This is a genomic window from Pedobacter nototheniae, from assembly GCF_032678625.1.
Lineage (GTDB): Bacteria > Bacteroidota > Bacteroidia > Sphingobacteriales > Sphingobacteriaceae > Pedobacter > Pedobacter nototheniae_A.
The window spans coordinates 970,664-992,710 of the sequence record NZ_JAVTSO010000002.1 but is presented as its reverse complement, the minus strand read 5'-3'; the positions used below and the strand labels follow the sequence as shown (position 1 = coordinate 992,710).

The window sequence follows — 22,047 nt, the reverse complement described above, 5'->3', positions numbered from 1 at the left end:
CTGTTAAAATATTAAATTAACGCTATTAAAAAATAGACAGCATTACACTATGAATATATTATTGACAGAATTGTTTTGTAAAAGTAATTTATTTTTAAATGTTTGTTAGTAAGTAAATGTTTGTTTACTTTTGATTGAATTTAAATTAATCGAATGAGACCTAAAAATTTAGAAAAGGAGCAAGCTATTCGCAATGTTGCACTTCAAATTATTTTAGAAGAAGGTTTAGAGAATTTAACCATGCAGAAATTGGCTAAAATTGCAAACATATCGCCACGTACCATTTATATCAAGTACGAAAATAAAGATGATTTGCTGGTTAAGCTTTTTATTGAAGAAGTATTGGCTGCTTACGAAAGTGCTGTACTCGAAAATTTTGAGGAAACAATGGAATTTACGGCAGGGGTAAAACAAATCTGGATGAATGTATTTCATTTCTTTAAAAATAACCGTACCTCTTTTGCTTTGATGCAACATGGTAAAACTTCGCCCTTGCTCAATAAAGCTTTTAAAGCCCATAATATTGCAATGGGCGAATTTTTTGCTCCCGTGCATCGTTTTTTTCAGCTCAATGAAACCAAAGGATTAATTAAAACACTTCCGATAGAAATACACAGAGCGCTGCTTTTTGCACCCGAACTGGATTTGATTAACGAATACTTTGAGCATTTAGACCGGCCTGAACAAATTATTACTGAAGATGTACTAATGGATTGTTGCGAAATGGTTATAAAGGGCTCTTTAATAAAATAAACTATACTATACTAATGAAAAATATACAGCAAAAAAGAATTGCAATTGTAGGTGGTGGTCCTGGTGGATTAACACTTGCAAGGCTTTTACAACTTAAAGGGGCAGATGTTAAAGTTTACGAGAGAGATTTTGATAAAAATGTTCGTGTACAAGGTGCCACGCTCGATTTGCATGAAGAATCCGGATTAAAAGCATTAGAAGCTGCAGGCTTAATGGATGCTTTTATGAGCAATTACCGCCCGGGAGCCGATCATACCAGAATAACCAACCACAAAGCACATATTTTATTAGATGATGAAGCTAAAGAGCCAGGTGAATTAGGACGCCCTGAGATTGACAGAGGCCCGCTTAGAAAAATGCTTATTGATTCGTTGCGGGAAGATACCATTGTGTGGGATAGTCATTTTATAGCCATGAGTAAAGAAGGTGATGCCTGGAAACTGGAGTTTAAAAACGGAACATCTGCCGTTGCCGACTTGGTCATTGCAGCTGACGGGGCCAATTCTAAAATACGACCATTAATAACACCACTTAAACCATTTTATGCAGGTATAACTGTAGTAGAAGGAGGTGTAATAAACGGAGCCGTTGAAGCGCCAAATATAAACAAGTTGCTAAACGGAGGAAAAATTTTTGCTTTTGGAGATGAAAAATCATTAATTGTAAGCTCAAAGGGCGATGGTAGTCTGGCTTTTTATGTCGGTTTTAAGCAGGAAGAAAATTGGTTTCGCGATAACGGAATAGATTTTACCAATAAAGAGGAAGTGGTAGCCTGGTTTAAACAGACTTTTACAAACTGGGATAAGATTTGGTTTGAACTGTTTGAAAATGCTTATAGTTTTACCATTCGCCCGCAATACTGCATGCCATTAGACCAAACCTCGGTTGCGCATTCTAATTTAACCATGCTTGGCGATGCTGCACATTTAATGCCTCCTTATGCAGGCGAAGGGGTAAATATGGCTATGCTTGATGCTTTGGAGTTGAGCATTTGCTTAACTGACGATTTATTTAACGAGCTAAGCGTGGCGATTGCTCATTATGAAAAGCATATGAACATCAGGTTTGCAGAAATTGGTCAGATTACCCTGGAGCAAACAGAGATGCTGCATAGCCCGCAAGCGATTGCAAATATGATGCAGGTAATGGGTAAATAAGGTTGTTTATGGGATGATTGTTGTTTTAAGAAGTATAAAAAAAAGGAGATTGCTTTGCGGCATACTCCTTTTTTTTATTAAAAATTCTGCAAAAACGTGTTGTTGTTGCGCAGGATTTCGAGCTGAGTTGTTATGCTAAAGCCTGGTTCAGATCCTCAATTAAATCATCAATATGTTCCAATCCAACCGAAACACGAATCAGCGTTTTTGGTGTTTTTGTATCAGGTCCCTCAACAGATGCCCGATGTTCAATTAAACTTTCTACGCCACCTAAACTGGTCGCCTGGGCAAATATTTTAACTTTATTAACTACTTTCTTTGCGGTTTCGCCATCTCCTTTAACCAAAAAAGAAAGCATTCCGCCAAAATCTTTCATCTGTTTTTTAGCAATAGCATGTTGCGGGTGGTTGGTTAAGCCCGGGTAATAAACATCTTCTACCTGGGCATGGTTTTTTAAGAAATCAGCTAATTTTCTTCCATTTTCGCAATGTCCTTTCATCCGGTATGCTAAAGTTTTAATACTGCGGCTAAGTAAATAACAATCAAAAGGCGAAGGTACAGCACCACCAATTTGCTGCACGTTTTTAATCACTTCCCATAATGCATCTTTTTTAGCGGTAACTAAAATACCGCCTAAAATATCGCTGTGCCCGCCAAGGTATTTAGTGCTGCTGTGCATAACCACATCGGCACCTAAAAGTATTGGGTTTTGTAAAATCGGAGAAGCGAAAGTACTGTCGCAGGCCAAAGTAATCTTTGCCTCCCGCGCAATTTCAGCAATGGCTTCAATATCTGTTACCTTTAACAATGGATTGGAAGGCGTTTCTATCCATATTAATTTAGTGTTCGGTTTTATGGAAGCCTGTACCAGTTTTAAATCAGTTTGATCAACAAAGTCAAATTCTAAAATATCAGCAAAAATACTTAACAACTGCTTTTTAAACCCCCAATACATGTCGTCCGGCGCAATAATGTGGCTACCAGGTTTAAGAGATTGAAAAAGAGCCATTCCGGCGGTATTCCCGGATGAAAATGCAGCAGCATCTTCGCCAAACTCCAAGCGGGCAATGGTGTTTTCTAATGCAGAACGATTTGGATTACTTACCCTGCTGTATATATGCCCACCAGGATAACCTCCATCTTCATCACGAAAAAAAGTTGTAGATAAATTAATCGGTGGAGTTACATCTCCGGTTGTGCTTTTAACCAGATTAGAGCCGTGTATAGCAAGGGTTTCGGGTTTCATAATAGTTTAATTTACAGGAATTATTTAGTTGCGCAATTTATATAATTTGATGGTAATTTTTATTTGCCATTTGTTTTGGCAGGATTTATGTGTTTAGTTTGACGAAAATTAAAATTAACAACATGAAAAGATTATTTATAGCTATCGCAATAGCATGTTCTACACTGGTAATGTTACAAAGCTGCAATACAGCAAAAAGAGTAACTGCAGGTGTAACCGGCAGCAGAGGTACAGTAGTTCGCGACTGGGTGGTAACCAATGTAACTTTAGAAGGTTTACCTGATGGCGCAGTACAAGGCTTATTTGGAGAAAAATCATACAAATGTTTTCAGGGCAGTACCTGGCATTTAACCAATAGCGGAAATGGATCTTATACTTTACCTGCATCAAGTGCATGCGGTTCTGTTATGCAAACCATTTTCTGGTCTGCGGCACCGAAAGATCAAACTTTTCAGTTTAAAAAGATATACGAAGGAGATAAAGCTAAAAACGTAACAGAAGGTTACCGTTTAATATTGAGCGACTTATCAAGCACCAATATGGTTTTAAAATCGCCTATCGAGTTTGGTGGAAAAACAGCAAATATTGTTTTAACATTTGCGCCACAAGCCAATTAATAAATACCTTTGAAAAACATAATACCTGAAGCACTTCTGAAAAGAAGTGCTTTTTTTTTCGTTTCAGTTTGTATCTGGAAGAATAGTGAATGCTTAATTTTTAAATTCACTTTTTATCCTGTTGAATTTGTTTCAACATCTTTTAATTCCTTAATAAGCTAAGCCATAGCGTAGAAAATTGGTGAGGCGTGCTTTGCAAGCTAAAACCACATAAAATATATTTGCTCCATGCAGCATAAAAACGGTTTGTTACAAGAAAATGATTTTCAAATCGTCCCTTTATTGTATTTTTGTTCAAAATAAATCAGGAATGAATACAACTGAGCAAGTTGAAAAAATATTAGCTGATACAAAATTATCAACTGAACTACAAAACATAGCACACAAAGTTCTTCACGGAACGCGCATTACATTTGATGAAGGTGTTTACCTTTATGAACATGCAGAATTAGGTTATCTTGGTGTTTTAGCCAATTTTATAAGGGAAAAGAAACATGGTGATACCACCTACTTTAACCGTAACTTCCATTTAGAACCTACAAATCTTTGCGTTTACGATTGCAAATTCTGTTCTTACTCTAAGCTGATTAAGCAAAAAGAAGAAGGATGGGCATTAACCATGGATCAGATGCTTGATATCGTAAAAAAATATGATGATGAGCCTGTTACGGAAGTTCATATTGTTGGTGGCGTATTGCCACAATATGATGTAGCTTTTTATTCCGCTTTATTTACGGCGATTAAAAAACACCGCCCTGAATTGCATGTTAAAGCTTTAACGCCCGTAGAATATCATTATATCTTTAAAAAAGCTAAAATTGATTATGCTGCCGGAATGAAGTTGATGAAAGATGCAGGATTAGAATCTATGCCGGGAGGAGGCGCTGAAATTTTTCATCCTGAAGTAAGAGATTTAATCGCAAAAGATAAATGTACCGGCGAACAATGGCTGGCTATACACGAAGAATGGCATAAATTGGGGATGAGAAGTAATGCAACTATGCTTTATGGCCACATCGAACAGTTTTGGCACCGTATAGATCATATGGAAAAATTACGTGAGCTACAAGATAGAACCGGTGGTTTTCAGACTTTTATTCCTTTAAAATTCAGAAATCAACACAACCAGATGTCTAATGTTGCAGAATCTTCGGTAATCGAAGATTTAAGAAATTATGCCATTGCCCGCATTTATATGGATAATTTCGATCACATTAAGGCGTATTGGGCCATGATTAGTCGCGAAACCGCACAGTTATCCCTTAATTATGGGGTTGATGATATTGATGGTACGTTAGATGATACCACTAAAATTTATTCAATGGCAGGTGCAGAAGAGCAAACGCCTGCAATGAGTACCCAGGAACTGGTTAATTTAATCAAACAAGTTGGTCGGAAAGCCGTAGAACGCGACACCCTTTACAACGTGGTGACCGACTTTGAACATGTAGTTTTTGAGGAAGAAAAGAAGCCTCAATACTATAAGTTACCTGTAGTAAATTAATTGTGGATTGCGTAAACATTTGATGGGAATGCGCTGAATCTACAATTTACTCATTTGCCCATCAAAAACCTTTATTAATAAATGAAAGAAATATACATTATTCGCCATGGCGAAACAGAATTGAACAGGCAGGGTATTGTACAGGGCAGAGGCATTAATTCTGATTTAAATGATACGGGGAGGGCGCAGGCCGAAGCATTTTATCAAACGTATAAGGAGGTTAAATTTGATAAAATTTATACTTCTACACTTAAACGCACGCACCAAACCGTACAGAAATTTATTGATTCAGGTTTACCTTGGGAACAATTAGCCGGATTGGATGAGTTGGCCTGGGGTATTTGGGAAGGTAAACCCAATAGTGAAGCAGCAAGAGAAGCTTTCAGAGAAATGCTTGAATGCTGGCAGGAAGGTAATTATACCGCTCATTTCGAAGATGGAGAAAGTGTTCAGGATGTGTACGAACGCCTAAAAGAACCCATGGAAATTTTAGCTTCAAAACCAAATGAGCAAACCATTTTACTCTGCATGCACGGCAGGGCAATGCGCGTTTTCCTTTGCTTACTTACCGGTAAGCCATTGAGCGAAATGACTGAATTTCCACATCAAAATACTGTTTTGTATAAAATTGGATTTGAAAATAATCAATTCAATATTATAGAGTTTAATAGCACCGTTCATTTAGACGGTTTAGTAATTGGATAATAACACCATCATGCAGAGGGCTATAGATTCTTCCTCCATTGGTATGACATAAAATAAATAACACTTTGAATAAGATTAAAATTTCTGCAGTTAATTACACCAATACCAAAGCCTTTATATACGGAATAGAAAATTCCGACATCATTAATAAGATAGATTTAAGCTTAGATATTCCTTCAGATTGTGCCGCTAAAGTTATTAATGGTCAAGTAGATATTGGTTTAATGCCTGTTGCTGCTATTCCCTTAGTTCCTAATGCCAATATCGTAGCCGATTATTGTATAGGTAGTGATGGTGGTGTAAATTCTGTGTTTATTTTCAGTGATGTTCCTGTTGCAGAGATCAGTACTTTAAAGTTAGATTTGCACTCCCGTACTTCAAATAACCTGGCAAAAGTTTTGCTTAAATTTTTCTGGAAAAAAGATGTGAAATTTACAACAGATCAATCGGCTGAAACGGATGCAATTGTTTTAATTGGCGACAGAACTTTTGGCAAAAAAGGTGATTATGCTTATGTATATGATATGGGCGAAGAGTGGAAGAATTTTACCGGATTACCTTTTATGTATGCGGCATGGGTAGCCAATAAAGAAATAACACAAGCTTTTAAAGATGAATTTAATGCAGCTTTAAAATTTGGCCTGGATCACCGTAATGAAGTGTTGCTGGCTTTGCCGCAAAACGCAAACTTTGATTTAGAAGATTATCTGTATAACAAACTTCAATTTGAAGTTACAGAAGACAGAAAGAAAGCGATGGAATTGTTTTTGAACTATATCGAACAATTATAACTCAATTAATTATCACCAACCCGCGTAATTTGCGGAAGACATTATAAAAAAAGGCTTCTGTTTTATAAAACAGAAGCCTTAAAAATATCCTTATAATTCTAATGGTTTTTAATCTTACCAATTATTGTGTTTAAACTGCTATCCAACTTTGCAATAGCACCATTTACCGCTTGATCGTACGTATTATCTAAATTAGTTACGGCAATCGGCGGCCTGCCTTCTAATCTGGCTTCCAGTACACAGCGTTTATCATTTTGTGCATCTTTATTACCATTAATATCTGAAAGATGAAGTTCTAAGCGGCTCAGGTGGCCTGTATACCGGCTTAATCCATTTGTCAATGTATCTTTTAATTTATCTTTATATTCCTGTTTCAGGTTTAGATTGTTGTCTGCATTAATTTGAATCGTCATAATATCTTGATTAAATGGTTATATATATCCAACAAACCACAGTGCTAATAGTTTTGAACGGTAGGTTATTTTAATCTAACTTTAGTGATTGTATAGAAATAAGTCATTTCATATATCAAAGACCTTAATTTTTCGTTCACAATCTTTTAACTTTTCAACAAAATCTTTATACAACCATTAAAGCTCTTATCTTTATAGCTTTTGTAAATTAATTTCAGTTTTGGCTAAAGACACGAATAAAGAAACCCCATTAATGCAACAATACAATGCCATCAAAGCAAAGTATCCCGGGGCATTATTATTATTTAGAGTAGGCGATTTTTATGAAACCTTTGGCGAAGATGCCATTAAAACATCCCAGATTTTAGGCATTGTATTAACCCGGAGAGGAACGGGACCAAATGGTGGCGCATTAGAGCTTGCCGGTTTTCCACATCATTCATTAGATAATTATTTATCCAAGCTGGTTAGGGCAGGGCAAAGGGTCGCCATTTGCGATCAGCTGGAAGATCCGAAAACCACTAAAACTATTGTAAAACGGGGGGTAACCGAACTGGTAACACCCGGAGTAGCCTATGGTGATAATATTGTAAACCAAAAATCTAATAACTATTTAGCCGCTGTTTATTTCGATAAAACACAAATTGGGGTTTCTTTTTTAGATATTTCTACCGGCGAATTTTTAATTGCACAAGGTAACAGCGATTATATAGATAAACTTTTACAAGGGTTTAAGCCCTCTGAAGTGATTTTTCAGAAATCTAAGCGCCAGGTATTTACAGAGCAGTTTGGCGATCGTTTTTATACTTTCGGACTGGATGAGTGGCCTTTTACGACCGATTATGGCAATGAAACTTTAACCAAACACTTTGATGTTGCCTCATTAAAAGGTTTTGGGATCGATCGTTTGCAAAGCGGAATAGTAGCCGCTGGTGTGGTTTTGCATTACCTTGGCGAAACGGAACACCGCAACCTGCAGCACATCACCTCCATAAGCCGCATAGAAGAAGATAAATACATGTGGCTTGACCGTTTTACCATTCGCAACCTCGAGCTCGTTGGTTCGGCAAATGATAATGCAGTTACCCTTTTCGATATTTTGGATCAAACTTGTACGCCGATGGGTGCCCGCTTGCTTCAAAAATGGATCATTATGCCTTTAAAAGAACTAAAACCTATTGAAGAGCGTTTAGGGATGGTTGATTTTTTTGTGAAACATGATGAACTCCAGCAGGAATTTTTAACGCACATTAAGCAAATTGGTGATTTAGAACGGTTGATTTCCAAGGTTGGTTTACAGCGCGTTGGTCCAAGAGAACTTACGCAGCTGAAAAGAGCTTTAACACATATTGAAGCCGTTAAAAATTTAGGGGCAGCCTCTAAAAATCCTTTCCTGATTAAGCTTGCCGATCAGTTAAATCCTTGTATTGCCATTCGCGAAAAAATAGAGCGCGAGTTACAGCCCGATCCACCAGCCTTGCTGATTAAAGGAAATGTAATTGCCGATGGTATTGATGAAGATTTAGATCGTTTGCGTAAAATTGCTTTCGGTGGCAAAGATTATTTAGTTCAAATTCAGAAGCGTGAAGCTGAAGCAACAGGAATTCCTTCGCTAAAAATAGCTTTTAACAATGTTTTTGGTTATTACCTTGAAGTAACCCATACCCATAAAGATAAAGTGCCCGAGGGCTGGATCCGTAAACAAACTTTGGTTAATGCCGAACGCTATATTACACCAGAATTAAAAGAATACGAAGATCAGATTTTAGGTGCTGAAGAAAAAATCCAGCAAATAGAAATTCGTTTATATAACGAATTGATGTATCAAACAGCAGGTTACATCAAGCCAATTCAACTCAATTCTTTTTTAATTGCACAATTGGATTGCTTACTCTGTTTTGCACACCTCGCCGTTAAAAATCATTATTCCAAGCCTAAAATGAGCACAACTAAAGTGCTGGATATAAAAGGTGGCCGCCATCCGGTAATTGAAAAACAACTGCCGGTTGGACAAGAATACATTACCAACGATGTTTACCTGGATACAGAAAGTCAGCAGATTATTATGATTACCGGACCCAACATGGCGGGTAAGTCGGCTATTTTAAGGCAAACTGCATTAATTGTATTAATGTCGCAAATGGGTTGTTTTGTGCCTGCCAAAGAAGCAGAAGTAGGTTTGGTGGATAAAATTTTCACCCGTGTGGGCGCTTCTGATAATATTTCTTCAGGAGAAAGTACGTTTATGGTGGAAATGAACGAAACGGCCAGTATCCTCAATAACATATCTGACGATAGTTTAATTCTTTTAGACGAAATTGGCCGTGGAACAAGTACCTATGATGGTATTTCAATTGCATGGGCAATAGCCGAATTTTTGCATCAGCACCCAACTTCCCGTCCTAAAACCTTATTTGCAACGCATTATCATGAGTTAAATGAATTAGCCAATACCATGCCCCGCATTAAGAACTTTAACGTATCAGTAAAGGAAATGACCAATAAGGTTATCTTTTTAAGGAAGTTAGTTCCAGGCGGGAGCGAACATAGTTTTGGTATTCATGTGGCTAAAATGGCGGGTATGCCTCCGAAATTAATCCACCGGGCCAACGAAATTTTAAAGAAATTAGAAATTGACAGGACCGAAGGGCAGAGTATTAAAGATAGCATTAAGAAAGTGCAAAACCAGGCCTACCAATTGCAGATGTTTGCAGTTGATGATCCTGTATTGATTAAAATCCGCGATACACTCAATAATTTAGATGTAAATGCGTTAACTCCGGTAGAAGCATTATTAAAACTGGACGAAATTCAAAGATTGATAAAAAACTAAAAGGCAAATACCTTGAGCTGTTAATACTTGCCTCCTTAATTTATTTTAGAAGATACAGACAACCTTATATATGAAGCCTTTTACCATTGAATCTAAATTTTATGTTTGCCTAATTTTGGCCATATTTTTCCTGTCTTCTTGTGGTTCAAGAAAATATACGGTTAAAAATGATACCAAAGCCTCAAAAGCGGCTGATGCAATGGCCAATTTAAAAAGTAAACAATTATATCGTTTCATTACCGATTGGACCGGTGTTCGGTACCGTTTGGGTGGTTTGGATAAAAGTGGAATAGATTGTTCAGGTTTTGCTTTACTGCTCGAAAGAGAAATTTATGGTAAAACATTACCCCGTATATCCCGCGATCAGGCCAATGTAATCCGTTCAAAAAGTATTAACAACTTACAGGAAGGAGATTTAATCTTTTTTTCTTTTGGTGGAAACTCAGTGGATCATGTTGGTGTTTATTTAAATAATGGCTTTTTTGTACATGCCTCTACCACGAGGGGCGTTATTGTAGATGATTTAACCTTACCGGCTTATCAAAAGGCAATGGTGAAATCGGGTTCGCTTAATTAAAATATGAAGTTAATCTATATATTGTTCTTAATATTAGCGTTTCATACAACAAATGCTCAGGTTAAATTATTAACTATAGATGAATTAAATAGTAGGATTGAAAAAGGAAAAGATACCACATATGTTGTTAACTTTTGGGCCACCTGGTGTGCGCCTTGTGTAGCTGAACTTCCTAATTTTGAGAAATTACGTTTAAAAAATCTTGATCAACCCGTTAAGATTTTATTGGTTAGTTTGGATTTTAAATCAAAATTAAATAAGGCGGTTATTCCTTTTGTTGCAGCACATAAAATTGAGTCAGAAGTTTTTTTATTGAATGAGGCTAACCAACAAGAATACATCCAGCGCATTGATAAAAAATGGACAGGAGGAATACCTGCCACCTTATTTGTATATAAGAAGAAAAGGTTGTTTTTTGAAAAGGAATTTACTGAAACTGATTTAAAAAACACCTTAACTGAAATTAAACAACAAAAGAGATAACGGTTTGTCTCTTTTGTTGTTATAGGATTTATTTTAATTCAAATTTAGGCTATTAGTGCTCAAAATGGGTTGCAGTAGCCAATGTTTCCCAATTTTTCATGTCTTTCTGGATGGCTTCAATTTTAGCATTTGCTACCTGGTAAGCATCAGCACCTAAAAATAAATGCATAGGCGCATGCGGTGCATTGGCAACTTCAATTAAAACATCCATTCCTTTTTCAGGATCACCTGCCTGCTGGTTATTAATTTGGTTTTGATGTGCATCCTGAGATTCACGAACTTCCTTGTAAGCATCAATTGCATTTTTTGGCACGGCTAATGAACCGGTTGAAAGAAAATTTGTTCTGAAATACCCCGGTTCCACAACGGTTACTTTAATTCCAAACGATTTTACTTCTGCAGCTAAAGATTCAGAAAAACCTGCCACAGCAAATTTAGTTGCACAATAAATACCGAAACCGGGAAAATTGCCACTAAAACCACCAATAGAAGAAACATTAAAAATGTGCCCTGATTGTTGTTTTCTTAATTGAGGTAAGGCTTTTCGAATTACATTTAAAGAACCAAAAACATTAACATTAAAGTTTTCTCTTGATTCCTCATCACTTAATTCCTCCAAAGCACCTAATAAACCATAACCGGCATTGTTTACCACAACATCAATCTTTCCAAATTTACTAATGGTTTGTCCAATTGCCTTTTCTACACTTTTTTCGCTAACTAAATCTACAGATAAAGGCAAAAAGTTTTCGTGGGTTCCAACCGCCACTGTCAGGTCGTCTAAATTTCTTGAAGTTGCAACAACCTGGCTACCATTGTTTAATAATTTTTTCACAAGGGTTAATCCCAGGCCCTTTGAAGCGCCGGTTATAAACCATACTTTTTTATTTTCCATATTTTTGTATTTAAAAGGTAATTAAAAATTACTGCCGGATTAATTAAAGCCGGTAGCATTGCTCATGGCAGACCATTCTTTAAATTCTTTGTTCAAGGCATCAAGTTTTATGGTAGCACGTTCAAGGGCATCACTTCCAAGTAATAAATGCAGTGGTGGGTTAGGCATAGCTACAATGGCTATCATAGCTGCAGCTGCCTTTTCCGGATCGCCGGCCTGTTCGCCATCCATTTTTAAGTACCTGGCATGTGATGCTCGGACCTGTTCATAAGCTTCAATCGGGTTTTCGGGTAAGGCAAGAGAATCTCCTGTAAGGAAGCTTGTTCTGAATGCCCCTGGAGCTACTACAGTTACCTTAATTCCAAAGTCTTTAACATCTTCAGCCAATACTTCTGATAAGCCAATTACGGCAAATTTAGATGCTGCATAAACTGCCCAGCCTGTGGCGCCTGCAATACCCGCAATTGAAGATATATTAATGATGTGTCCTGAACGTTGAGCCCGGAGAAAAGGCATTACCTTTCGGATTACGTTTAAGGTACCAAAAACATTAACATCGAAGTTGCTTCGGGTTTCTTCTTCAGATAGCTCCTCAATACTGCCACCAATACCATAGCCGGCATTGTTAATAACAACATCAATTTTTCCAAATTTTTCTACTGTAGCTTTTACAGCAAGGTCAACACTGTTTTCGTCTTTTAGATCTACTGAAATAGGCAGGAACTTAACTGAGCTGAAATCTACAGCTTTTTTAAGTTCATTAACATTTCTGGAAGTTGCTGCAACATTTTGTCCGGCTTCCAGTAATTGCTTAACTAAGCTCAGTCCTAAACCTTTTGAAGCGCCTGTTATAAACCAAACTTTTTTTGCGTACATATTTTATCTTTTTTGTTAAGACAAAATTAATACAGAAATGGCGTTAACTTATTACGCTAATCAAACCAATGGTTACAAAATTCAAACAATTCTATAAGCGCCCGGTGTATCTTTGGTAAGTTTCTTGAAAAAGTTGTTAAAATGTGTGGGTTCTTCAAAACCCAGGCAGTAACCGATTTCAGAAATATTCCAGTCTGTATGTTTAAGTAAGGCTTTGGCCTCACTCAGCAAACGTTCGGTAATGTAATGTGTGGTGGTTTTGCCAGTAGTTTCTTTTATAGCGCGATTTAAATGGTTTACATGGATGGAAAGCTGGCTGGCAAAATCTTTGGCCGAGCGCAGTGTAAATCGCTGTGAAGTTGTTTCAATCGGAAACTGGCGCTCCAGCAATTCTGTAAACACCGCAGTAATTCTGCTGTTTGCATCCGTATGTTTGTATAAAACTTCTGATGGTTCTGTTTTTAACGCAAAATGGGTCATTTCAGTTACATAATTGCGGAGCAAATCATATTTATAAATGTAATCTGTGTTAATCTCTTCAATCATTTTCTCAAAAATACCCACAACATACTTATCCTGACTGGCATCCAGGATGTAGGTTGGTTTTCCAGCTGGAGAAAACATAGGCAAATCGTTAATATTGCCGCGGATTTTTTCCGTGAAAAAAGATTCCGTAAAAATACAGAAGAACCCAGTAGCTTCTTCAGGTTTTCCTGATGCGGGTTCCCAGGTGTAGGGGACGAGCGGGTTAAAAAATATTAAGGCAGTTCCGGTAATCTCAATGCTTTTATCGGCATAATGATAAATGTTATGCCCTCTAACCATAGCGATTTTATAAAAATCTCTCCTGCTGTATTTAATTGGAGTTTTATTTTCGCCAACACAATCTTCAAGTCTGAATACATTAAAATGACCTACATCTTTTTGTAGGTTATCCGGAAGAAAACTGAACTTTCTTTGATAAAAATCTTCAAGGGTTTCGGTTGAACTCATAATTCAAAGTTACAAAATTCAAACTATAAACAGAATGTGATTTTTTTATGATAAAATAATTGCTGTAAATAATACCGATTGGTATATATTTGTGTTGTTATTTAAGAAATATGACTAAGGCCGAAAAAACAAGACAGTTTATAGTAGAAAAGACAGCACCGATTTTTAATATGAAAGGGTATGCCGGTACATCTATGCACGACTTGACAATTGCCACCGGTTTAACAAAAGGAAGTATTTACGGTAATTTTTTGAATAAAGATGAGGTTGCAATAGCGGCGTTTGAGTACAATTTAGCTAATGTGGTTTCAAAAATAGGTGCCGAAATTAACAAAAAGGCAAATACACAGGATAAACTGATGGTTTATGCTGAAATGTATCAACAATTTTTAACTGGCAATTTCACAAATGGTGGCTGCCCGATTTTAAATACTGCGGTTGATGCTGACGATACACATCCATTATTAAGAGAGAAAGCATTAAAAGCAGTAATGGCATGGAAAAATGGCATTATTAAAATAGTTGAAAAGGGAATAAGTACAAAAGAAATAAAGGAAACGGAAAATCCAGAGCAGATTGCTTTAACCATTATTGCAATGATTGAAGGTGCCATTATGATTACCCGTTTAACTGAAAAAATGGATTACTGGAACTTAATTATGGGTTCCTTAAAAAAATACGTCACAAGCATTAGCTAAAAATTTTTAAACTAAAATATACCGATCGGTATTTAATAATGGAAAGAAATAGATCAATTACCTGGAAAGACCCAATGGAGGGCGCAAAAGAGGCTTTACAATTAAGCGGAATGGAATATCTGCAGGCCATGGCAGATGGCAAATTACCTTTACCACCTTTGTTATACACTTTAGATTTCAGTGTTACCGAAATAAAGGCGGGCGAAGTTGAGTTTAGGTTTACACCGCAGGAATTTCATTACAATCCAATCGGCACCGTACATGGAGGTGTAATATCGGCCATTTTAGATTCGGCTATGGGTTGCTCGCTGCACTCTCTTTTACCTGCCGGAAAGGGCTATACCACACTCGAGTTAAAGGTTAATTTTTTAAAGGCGATAACCATTAAAACCGGTGAATTAAAAACCATAGGTAAAGTAATTAACCTGGGCGGAAGAACAGCGCTGGTAGAAGCACAGCTGGTAGATGCTGACCATACAGTTTATGCACACGCGGTAAGTACTTGTTTAATCTTAAAATTTTAAAAATAATATAATCATGAAAACAACACAAAATACAGTTTTAATTACTGGCGGAAGCGCCGGAATTGGTCTTGAAATTGCAAAACAACTGTCTGCATTGGGCAACCATGTAATTATTACCGGCCGAGATGAACAGCGCTTAACGGCTGCAGCTGCAGGATTGAGTAATGTTACTGCAATTCCATTTGATGTGAGTAAAAGTACAGATATTGATCAATTGATAGAACGCATTAAAAATGAATTTCCACAGTTAAATATTGTAATTAATAATGCAGGCAGAGCCATCCTGCATAATCTTGGTAATCAAAATCAGGATGCTTCTGTTATTGCAGAGGAAGAAATGTTAACCAATTATCTTGCTGTGATTAAGTTAAATCAAAAACTTTTACTCCTCTTAAAGCAGCAGAAAGAAGCCGCCATTGTAAATGTATCGTCTATAGTAGCATTTGTTCCTGGAATTAATTTGCCTACTTATGCGGCCAGTAAAGCAGCTTTGCACTCTTACAGCATTTCTTTAAGGTTAAGTTTAGAAAATACAACTGTTAAAGTTTTTGAATTAATGCCTCCATTGGTTAATACAGCACTTTCTAAAGAAATAGGTGGCCATAACGGCATTCACCCATCTGTAGTTGCTGATGATTTGGTTAAAGCTTTGGAGAATAATGAATACGAAATCAGGGTAGGCGATACTGAAACAATTTATAACCTATTCCGCTCGTCACCGGTTGACGCACTGAATGTTATGAATGCAAACCGGGCAGAATGGATTGAGTCTGCTCAGTAATCAATTCTAAATATAACAGGAATATGAAGAAAAAATTAGCCTTTGCCTTAATTATGGGTATTTTTACCACCGGAATTATAACAGGTTCGGTAGTTGCTGCAAACTTTGGCTTTATTAATGGATTCATTAAAATATGGTTGAGGTCTTGGGCAATAGCTTACCTTATCGTAATTCCTGTTATACTTATTATTAGTCCTAAAATTCAAAAATTGGTCGATTATTTATTTGAAAATAACGACCTGAAAAAAAATTAAAATGAAACGAGTAGTCATTACCGGGCTGGGTGCAATAACGCCATTGGGAAATAGTGTTAACGATTTTTGGCAAAATATTATTGCCGGAAAAAATGGCGTAGGCCCAATCACAAAATTTGATACCGATAAATTTAAAACAACATTTGCCTGCGAGGTTAAAGGTTTTAATGCGGAAGAATATATGGATAGAAAAGAACTGAAAAAGTTCGATTTATTTACACAATATGCCATTGCTTCCACCGACCAGGCGATTAAAGATGCGCAACTTGATTTTACATCAATGAGCGATGACGATCTTGCAGAAGTAGGGGTAATCTGGGCTACGGGAAATGGTGGAATAACTACTTTTGAGGCTCAGCTGGAAGAATTCCATGCAGGGGATGGCACGCCAAGATTTAGTCCGTTTTTTATTCCAAAAATGATTGTTGATATTGCTGCAGGCGCTATATCAATCCGCCATAAATTACGTGGACCAAACTATTGCACGGTTTCTGCCTGTGCTTCATCTAATACCGCAATAATCAGTGCTTTTGATACCATTCGGTTAGGTAAAGCAAATATTATGATTGCTGGTGGTTCTGAAGCGGCTTTAACCAAATCTTCGGTGGGTGGTTTTAATGCTGCTCAGGCGTTATCAAAAAGAAATGATGATCCTAAAACTGCTTCAAGACCATTTGATGCAGAAAGAGATGGATTTGTTATGGGTGAAGGGGCGGGTGCCTTGGTTTTGGAAGATCTGGAACATGCTTTACAACGTGGAGCAACCATATATGCCGAAATTATCGGGGGTGGAATGGCTGGTGATGCTTATCACTTAACCGGAACGCCACCTGATGGAATAGGGGCTGTATTGGGCATGAAAAAAGCTTTAAGTGATGCTGGAATAACAGCAGATAAAATTGATTACGTTAATGCACATGCTACTTCTACCGGTTTAGGAGATTTAAGTGAGTTAACAGCAATAGATACTATTTTTAAAGGCTTACCGGTTGCAATTGGTGCTTCTAAATCACAAACTGGCCATTTACTTGGTGCGGCTGGTGCTGTGGAAAGTATTATCAGCATTCTTGCCATCCGTGATGGTATAATTCCGGGTGTAATTAATACTAAAAACCTGGATGAAAAAATCCCTGCAGGTTTAAATATTATTTTGGGTGAATCAGTTCAGCAGGAAATCAATTATGTTTTAAATAATACATTTGGTTTCGGCGGACATACGGCAAGTACAATTTTTAAGAAATACGAAGCTTAAAATAAGAATAAATTTAGCAACGTCCTTTCGACTGGAGTGCAACGGAATGGAGAAATCTATATTGAACGGTTCAAAGATTTCTTCGCTACGGTCGAAATGACGTTGTTGTAAAATCGTGTGCTTAATCCAATTAGTGATTATCTAAGAATTATCGTCCTTTCGACTGGAGTGCAATGAAATGGAGAAATCTATATAGAACGGTTCAAAGATTTCTCCACTACGGTAAATGAAGTTAGTATAAAATTGTGTGCTTATTGCCGGTAATCATTACAAAAGCAATTGCTTACTTAATAATTTTATTTATCCATTAACAGATTTACAAGTTCTTTTAATTCTTCAACTTCTTTTTCCAAATTACTTAAACGGTTTTCAAGCGCTTCATCAGGTTGAAAAACTAATGCAGGTTGCTGATTTGTAACCTCACTTGATTCATTTTCTACAAAATCGCCAAGTAAATGCACAAAACGTGCTTCTTTTTGCCCCGGTTTTTTAGCCAGCTGTTTAACAAAAGGCGTCTCATCATCTGCTAATTTTTGCAATTGCTCCAAAACCTCTTCAATACTTTCAAATTCGTATAGTCTTCCCGAATTGCTGTTAATTTCGCCAGGCGTTAGTGGTCCCCTTAAAAGTAACAGGCAAATTATAGCAAGCTCAGATGGAAGTAAAGGATAAACAATGGCTAAATTGTGTTTATATTTTGTAGCCCTGCTCGAACCACCGGTCGCCGTAGAAATTAACCCCTTTATTTTGAGCTGATTTAAGGTTAACGTAACGGTTTCTTCATCGTAGTTTACAACAGGATATCTTGAGCTTTTTTGGTTACACGCAGCGGTTAATCCATTCAGTGTCATTGGATAATAATCTGGTGTAGTTCTGCTTTTTTCAATTAATGATCCTAAAATACGTTGTTCTTCTGCTGAAAGTTCCGGTAGTGGTTTTGCTTGCTCCATTTGCTAAAAATATACATTGAAAGCACATTATAAAAATTATTTTTAAATAATAAATCATTTTACATTTAAAAGCCCTAAAGGTTTTTAAATTTAATAATGAATACTAAAACAAAAACACCATTTTTTACATTATATAAACCTATTAAAGCCAGCTTCATTTTTCATTAAGGAGGTGTTTGCATAGCTTTGTCAAAACAAAAGAAAGAAATATGATTGCTGCAAAAGGATACGCTGTTCACAGCCAAACTGATAAATTGGCTCCATGGAATTTCGAAAGAAGAAACGTTGGACCTAAAGATGTATTAATTGAAATTTTATTTAGCGGAATTTGCCACTCTGATATTCACCAGGTAAGAAGTGAGTGGGGTCCAGCTAAATATCCAATGGTGCCGGGACACGAAATTGTAGGCCGGATTACTGAAGTTGGATCAGAAGTTTCTAAATTTAAAGTTGGCGATCTTGCAGGTATTGGCTGTATGGTTGATAGTTGTAAAGAATGCCCTACCTGCCAGGGTGGTCAGGAGCAATTCTGCGAAAAAGGTGAAACCGTTTGGACTTATAACAGTGTTGAACGTGATAAAGTTACACCAACTTATGGAGGTTATTCGAACAAAATTGTTTGTACAGAAGAGTTTGTTGTAAAAGTTTCGGATAAATTGCCTTTAAGTGGTGTTGCACCTTTGTTATGTGCAGGTATTACGACTTATTCTCCAATTAAAAGATGGGGGATAAAAGAAGGACATAAAGTTGCTGTATTGGGTTTAGGTGGTTTAGGGCACATGGCCGTTAAATTTGCTGTAGCATTTGGGGCTGAAGTTACTGTTTTAAGTACTTCGCCATCAAAAGAACAAGATGCAAAAAAATTAGGTGCGCATAATTTTGTAGTAACTAAAAATCCTGACGAACTGAAGAAATATGCTAAATATTTCGATTATATTTTAGATTCGGTTTCGGCACCACATGATTATGAAATGTATTTCAAATTATTAAATGTAAACGGTGTTCACATTTGTGTAGGTATTCCGCCGGTACCTATTCAGTTTCCAGGTTCGGCTTTAATGAGCGGCAACAGGGCTTTAACGGCATCAAGTATTGGTGGTATTGAGGAAACACAGGAAATGTTGGATTATTGCGCAGCGCATGGCATTGTTTCTGAAGTTGAAGTAATCAACATTAACTACGTAAATGAGGCTTATGAAAGAGTTTTAGGCAGTGATGTTAAATATCGTTTTGTAATTGACATGGCTACCGTTTAACGGAGATTAAACTTATAAATATAAAAGGCGAACCAATTATTTGGTTCGCCTTTTATATTTAGCTTCAGAGATGGGCTTTTTAATTTATTGCCGAATTTGATTAAGCGTATGTTTTTCTTAACTTAAGTTCTGCCTATTTATTTCGTCGATATTTCTATCAAATTGATCAAATATTACCTTTTCAGGTTCGTAATTATTAATTGGTTTCCAATGCTCTTCAGTTTGTACCGCATTTTGCTTAATGGTTGTTTTAGAACTTAACAAAGTACCTTTTCTATGGTCTTCTGATGGATCGAAGGCTTTCACTTTCCCTAAATAAGTTTCTATCATTTTAGGTATTTCCCGAAAACCTTTACAGTCGTCTTTTATTACGATTACGTTTTTGTTCTTTATAGCATTAGGAAAAATTCTGTTCAGCCACCACGGGTTTTCTGACAAAGTTTGAAGAGGTAATTTTGTTAAATAGAAAATAAATTGTGCATTTTCATCGCTATTGTAGTTTCTGAAAATTACGGTCTTAATAGAATCCCAGTAAATTAAAAGGGTTGTATCAAATAGAGGCATTTTATAAATAATGCCTTCCTGATCAAAGGCTACACTGCTTTGTCTTTCAGCTTGTTTCTTAATATTCTTTTCCGAAATGCTAAATCCGTAGGTAAGATCAAAAAGCAGTAAAGAAGGAACCAAAACAAAAAGTCCTGAAATTAGATAAGCTCCGATAATTTTAACTTCTTGCCGAATCATAAAAAATGTTAAGCCTAAGCCAACACATATAAAAAGGATCAGAAATAATTTGATGAATATTAACGGGTTTATCTTCATTGTTTTAGTTTGTGCGCCGGACAATAAACCGGCGCACAAATTATAATAATGGTTAATTACTTGTATGTAGCCGCTAATTTTAACGCATTATAAGCATTTACAATACCACCGCTTATACATAAATCAGAGAAAGGAACAGAAACTTTTTCAGCATCATCACCTTCGCCTTTTTTGTATTCAACGTTATGATTTACTTTTACAACTGATTTTACAATAATTTCTTTTACCTGCGCAGCTGTTAATTTTGGGTAATAAGAACGGATTAAACCTGCTAAACCTGCAACAACAGGAGAAGCCATACTTGTTCCGTCTAAATATTTGTATTTAGAACCTGGTACTGTAGAATAAATTTGTACACCTGGCGCAAAAACATCAACCTGCGTTTTACCAAAGTTTGAGAAACTTGCTTTTAAGGTTTCATCATCTTTCGGGCCAGAAGCACCAACCGTAATCCATGAAGCAATGGTTTTTGCATCTAAATCTTTATGGTTTGGAAAATTTTCTTCCGTATCGATATTTTTGTTTTCGTTTCCGGCCGCCTGAACAATAAGTACATCTTTTGAAACCGCATATTTCATGGCTTCATTTACAATTGCTTTATCCCAGCTATATGCTTTACCGAAACTCATGTTAATTACTTTTGCCCCATTATCAACTGCATAGCGAATGGCATTTGCAACATCCTTATCGCGTTCATCACCATTTGGCGTACAACGTACACCCATAATGGCAACGTTATCTGCAACACCCATAATGCCTAAGTTATTGGTTCTGTCTGCTCCAATAATACCAGCAACATGTGTACCGTGCATGGCGTCAGGACCAGTTACATCATTATTTCCGTAGAATTTTTCTTTTTCGTTATTTGGATTATCACCAACTATACTCCGAGGATCGTAATCTAAATTTAAATTATAATTAGCCTGCCTGCTGTAGTAATCAAAACCTTCTTTAATCTGATCTTCATAAAAATCTTTAAAAGACATTTGTTTCAGTGGTTCGGCCAGTGCAGACTGAAGTCTGCCCTCAATTTCCGTACTTGGTTTAAAATTAGCAAAATCTTCTGCGGTCGGGTTTTCTTTACCCATTTTTTTAACCAGATTATCAAGTGCGTTTTTAAAGCCTGTAATTCCAGCCAGGTTAGCTTTTGCCTCGCCCAGTTGTTTTTCTAAATCAGCCCTGCGTGCTTTAAAAACTTCAAAATCTTTTTTATCTTTTTCGGCAACATTTGCATCGGTTGTATTGGCAAACTTAACCTGGTCACGACGAACTAAGCGTGTTAATTCTAATGTTTCAAAATTAACTGATTCTTTAGGTCCGCCAATAAAATTCCAGCCGTTAATGTCGTCTATATAACCATTATTGTCATCGTCTTTTCCATTTCCAGCAATCTCCTTGGTATTTACCCACATGATTCTTTTCAGGTCTTCATGTTGGGCATCAACGCCGCCATCATTTACTGCAACAATAACCTTAGTTGATTTTTTACCTTTAAGAAGTTCTTTATATGCTTTATCTGTACTGATACCAAAAATTGTATCGGTTTTAAGATCAAGATTTTGCCAGTTTGGTCTTTGCTGAGCCATTCCCAGGAAGGGCATAGCACCAATCGCTGCAATTGTGAAGAGCGATTTTAAAAAATTATTCTTATTCATTTATGTTCTTTT

23 protein-coding genes are annotated in these 22,047 nt (G+C 36.6%); 15 read left to right on the top strand and 8 right to left on the bottom strand.

Going from position 1 to position 22,047, the window contains the following annotated elements:
- Nucleotides 1–153: 153 nt before the first annotated feature.
- Complete coding sequence (locus R2Q77_RS10035) at nucleotides 154–753, top strand: TetR/AcrR family transcriptional regulator (RefSeq protein WP_316803590.1); 600 nt, start codon at nucleotides 154–156, stop codon at nucleotides 751–753.
- A 14-nt stretch (nucleotides 754–767) separates the two neighbouring features.
- Nucleotides 768–1,910: an NAD(P)/FAD-dependent oxidoreductase gene (locus R2Q77_RS10030; RefSeq protein ID WP_316803589.1), complete on the top strand. Its 1,143-nt coding sequence runs from the start codon at nucleotides 768–770 to the stop codon at nucleotides 1,908–1,910.
- A gap of 130 nt (nucleotides 1,911–2,040) precedes the next feature.
- Here the strand turns inward: R2Q77_RS10030 and R2Q77_RS10025 are convergent, their stop codons facing one another.
- Nucleotides 2,041–3,156, bottom strand: a complete 1,116-nt coding sequence (locus tag R2Q77_RS10025; RefSeq protein ID WP_316803588.1) for an aminotransferase class I/II-fold pyridoxal phosphate-dependent enzyme — start codon at nucleotides 3,154–3,156, stop codon at nucleotides 2,041–2,043.
- Between the two features lie 122 nt (nucleotides 3,157–3,278).
- Between R2Q77_RS10025 and R2Q77_RS10020 the strand changes: the two genes are divergently transcribed.
- The 4 genes from R2Q77_RS10020 (at nucleotide 3,279) to R2Q77_RS10005 (ending at nucleotide 6,773) form a co-directional block, all read left to right on the top strand.
- Nucleotides 3,279–3,773 (top strand): hypothetical protein, encoded by a 495-nt coding sequence (locus R2Q77_RS10020; protein WP_316803587.1) that lies wholly within the window; start codon nucleotides 3,279–3,281, stop codon nucleotides 3,771–3,773.
- Between the two features lie 310 nt (nucleotides 3,774–4,083).
- Nucleotides 4,084–5,277, top strand: coding sequence for an aminofutalosine synthase MqnE (gene mqnE / locus R2Q77_RS10015; protein ID WP_316803586.1), 1,194 nt, complete (start codon nucleotides 4,084–4,086; stop codon nucleotides 5,275–5,277).
- Nucleotides 5,278–5,358: 81 nt separating this feature from the next.
- Nucleotides 5,359–5,982: a histidine phosphatase family protein gene (locus R2Q77_RS10010; RefSeq protein WP_316803585.1), complete on the top strand. Its 624-nt coding sequence runs from the start codon at nucleotides 5,359–5,361 to the stop codon at nucleotides 5,980–5,982.
- 65 nt (nucleotides 5,983–6,047) lie between these two features.
- Nucleotides 6,048–6,773: a menaquinone biosynthesis protein gene (locus tag R2Q77_RS10005; RefSeq protein ID WP_316803584.1), complete on the top strand. Its 726-nt coding sequence runs from the start codon at nucleotides 6,048–6,050 to the stop codon at nucleotides 6,771–6,773.
- A 98-nt stretch (nucleotides 6,774–6,871) separates the two neighbouring features.
- Here the strand turns inward: R2Q77_RS10005 and R2Q77_RS10000 are convergent, their stop codons facing one another.
- Nucleotides 6,872–7,186 (bottom strand): HPF/RaiA family ribosome-associated protein, encoded by a 315-nt coding sequence (locus tag R2Q77_RS10000; RefSeq protein ID WP_316803583.1) that lies wholly within the window; start codon nucleotides 7,184–7,186, stop codon nucleotides 6,872–6,874.
- Between the two features lie 220 nt (nucleotides 7,187–7,406).
- On the opposite strand from R2Q77_RS10000, the gene mutS reads away from it, so the two are divergent.
- The 3 genes from mutS to R2Q77_RS09985 all read left to right on the top strand — a co-directional run bounded on the left by mutS (nucleotide 7,407) and on the right by R2Q77_RS09985 (nucleotide 11,079).
- Nucleotides 7,407–10,019: a DNA mismatch repair protein MutS gene (mutS, locus tag R2Q77_RS09995; protein WP_316803582.1), complete on the top strand. Its 2,613-nt coding sequence runs from the start codon at nucleotides 7,407–7,409 to the stop codon at nucleotides 10,017–10,019.
- Nucleotides 10,020–10,089: 70 nt separating this feature from the next.
- Nucleotides 10,090–10,596: a C40 family peptidase gene (locus R2Q77_RS09990; protein ID WP_316803581.1), complete on the top strand. Its 507-nt coding sequence runs from the start codon at nucleotides 10,090–10,092 to the stop codon at nucleotides 10,594–10,596.
- Nucleotides 10,597–10,599: 3 nt separating this feature from the next.
- Nucleotides 10,600–11,079 carry a TlpA disulfide reductase family protein gene (locus tag R2Q77_RS09985; RefSeq protein WP_316803580.1) on the top strand — a complete coding sequence of 160 codons (480 nt, stop codon included), beginning with the start codon at nucleotides 10,600–10,602 and terminating at the stop codon, nucleotides 11,077–11,079.
- 52 nt (nucleotides 11,080–11,131) lie between these two features.
- Here the strand turns inward: R2Q77_RS09985 and R2Q77_RS09980 are convergent, their stop codons facing one another.
- The 3 genes from R2Q77_RS09980 to R2Q77_RS09970 all read right to left on the bottom strand — a co-directional run bounded on the left by R2Q77_RS09980 (nucleotide 11,132) and on the right by R2Q77_RS09970 (nucleotide 13,843).
- Entirely contained in the window at nucleotides 11,132–11,974 is an 843-nt protein-coding gene (locus tag R2Q77_RS09980) for an SDR family NAD(P)-dependent oxidoreductase (protein WP_316803579.1), read from the bottom strand.
- A gap of 39 nt (nucleotides 11,975–12,013) precedes the next feature.
- Nucleotides 12,014–12,850, bottom strand: a complete 837-nt coding sequence (locus tag R2Q77_RS09975; protein ID WP_316803578.1) for an oxidoreductase — start codon at nucleotides 12,848–12,850, stop codon at nucleotides 12,014–12,016.
- A gap of 81 nt (nucleotides 12,851–12,931) precedes the next feature.
- Nucleotides 12,932–13,843, bottom strand: coding sequence for a helix-turn-helix transcriptional regulator (locus R2Q77_RS09970; RefSeq protein ID WP_316803577.1), 912 nt, complete (start codon nucleotides 13,841–13,843; stop codon nucleotides 12,932–12,934).
- Nucleotides 13,844–13,953: 110 nt separating this feature from the next.
- Here R2Q77_RS09970 and R2Q77_RS09965 point away from each other — a divergent pair, with 110 nt between their 5' ends.
- Genes R2Q77_RS09965 through fabF form a run of 5 tightly spaced genes read left to right on the top strand, consistent with a single transcriptional unit; the run spans nucleotide 13,954 to nucleotide 17,352 of the window.
- Entirely contained in the window at nucleotides 13,954–14,541 is a 588-nt protein-coding gene (locus tag R2Q77_RS09965; protein ID WP_316803576.1) for a TetR/AcrR family transcriptional regulator, read from the top strand.
- A gap of 38 nt (nucleotides 14,542–14,579) precedes the next feature.
- On the top strand, nucleotides 14,580–15,065 hold the full coding sequence (locus R2Q77_RS09960; RefSeq protein WP_316803575.1) for a PaaI family thioesterase: 486 nt from the start codon (nucleotides 14,580–14,582) through the stop codon (nucleotides 15,063–15,065).
- 13 nt (nucleotides 15,066–15,078) lie between these two features.
- Nucleotides 15,079–15,846, top strand: coding sequence for an SDR family oxidoreductase (locus tag R2Q77_RS09955; RefSeq protein ID WP_316803574.1), 768 nt, complete (start codon nucleotides 15,079–15,081; stop codon nucleotides 15,844–15,846).
- Nucleotides 15,847–15,869: 23 nt separating this feature from the next.
- The gene (locus R2Q77_RS09950; protein ID WP_316803573.1) at nucleotides 15,870–16,100 is read left to right on the top strand and encodes a DUF2798 domain-containing protein; all 231 of its coding nucleotides are present in this window, start codon (nucleotides 15,870–15,872) and stop codon (nucleotides 16,098–16,100) included.
- 1 nt (nucleotide 16,101) lies between these two features.
- Nucleotides 16,102–17,352, top strand: a complete 1,251-nt coding sequence (gene fabF / locus R2Q77_RS09945; RefSeq protein WP_316803572.1) for a beta-ketoacyl-ACP synthase II — start codon at nucleotides 16,102–16,104, stop codon at nucleotides 17,350–17,352.
- 296 nt (nucleotides 17,353–17,648) lie between these two features.
- On the opposite strand, the gene R2Q77_RS09940 is transcribed toward fabF, so the two are convergent.
- Nucleotides 17,649–18,302 carry a YceH family protein gene (locus R2Q77_RS09940; protein WP_316803570.1) on the bottom strand — a complete coding sequence of 218 codons (654 nt, stop codon included), beginning with the start codon at nucleotides 18,300–18,302 and terminating at the stop codon, nucleotides 17,649–17,651.
- Nucleotides 18,303–18,511: 209 nt separating this feature from the next.
- Here R2Q77_RS09940 and R2Q77_RS09935 point away from each other — a divergent pair, with 209 nt between their 5' ends.
- Nucleotides 18,512–19,558, top strand: a complete 1,047-nt coding sequence (locus R2Q77_RS09935) for an NAD(P)-dependent alcohol dehydrogenase (RefSeq protein WP_316803569.1) — start codon at nucleotides 18,512–18,514, stop codon at nucleotides 19,556–19,558.
- 117 nt (nucleotides 19,559–19,675) lie between these two features.
- On the opposite strand, the gene R2Q77_RS09930 is transcribed toward R2Q77_RS09935, so the two are convergent.
- Together R2Q77_RS09930 and R2Q77_RS09925 are read right to left on the bottom strand one after the other, a co-directional pair.
- Nucleotides 19,676–20,302, bottom strand: a complete 627-nt coding sequence (locus R2Q77_RS09930; protein WP_316803568.1) for a hypothetical protein — start codon at nucleotides 20,300–20,302, stop codon at nucleotides 19,676–19,678.
- A 134-nt stretch (nucleotides 20,303–20,436) separates the two neighbouring features.
- Nucleotides 20,437–22,035: a S8 family peptidase gene (locus R2Q77_RS09925; RefSeq protein ID WP_316803567.1), complete on the bottom strand. Its 1,599-nt coding sequence runs from the start codon at nucleotides 22,033–22,035 to the stop codon at nucleotides 20,437–20,439.
- Nucleotides 22,036–22,047: the final 12 nt, after the last annotated feature.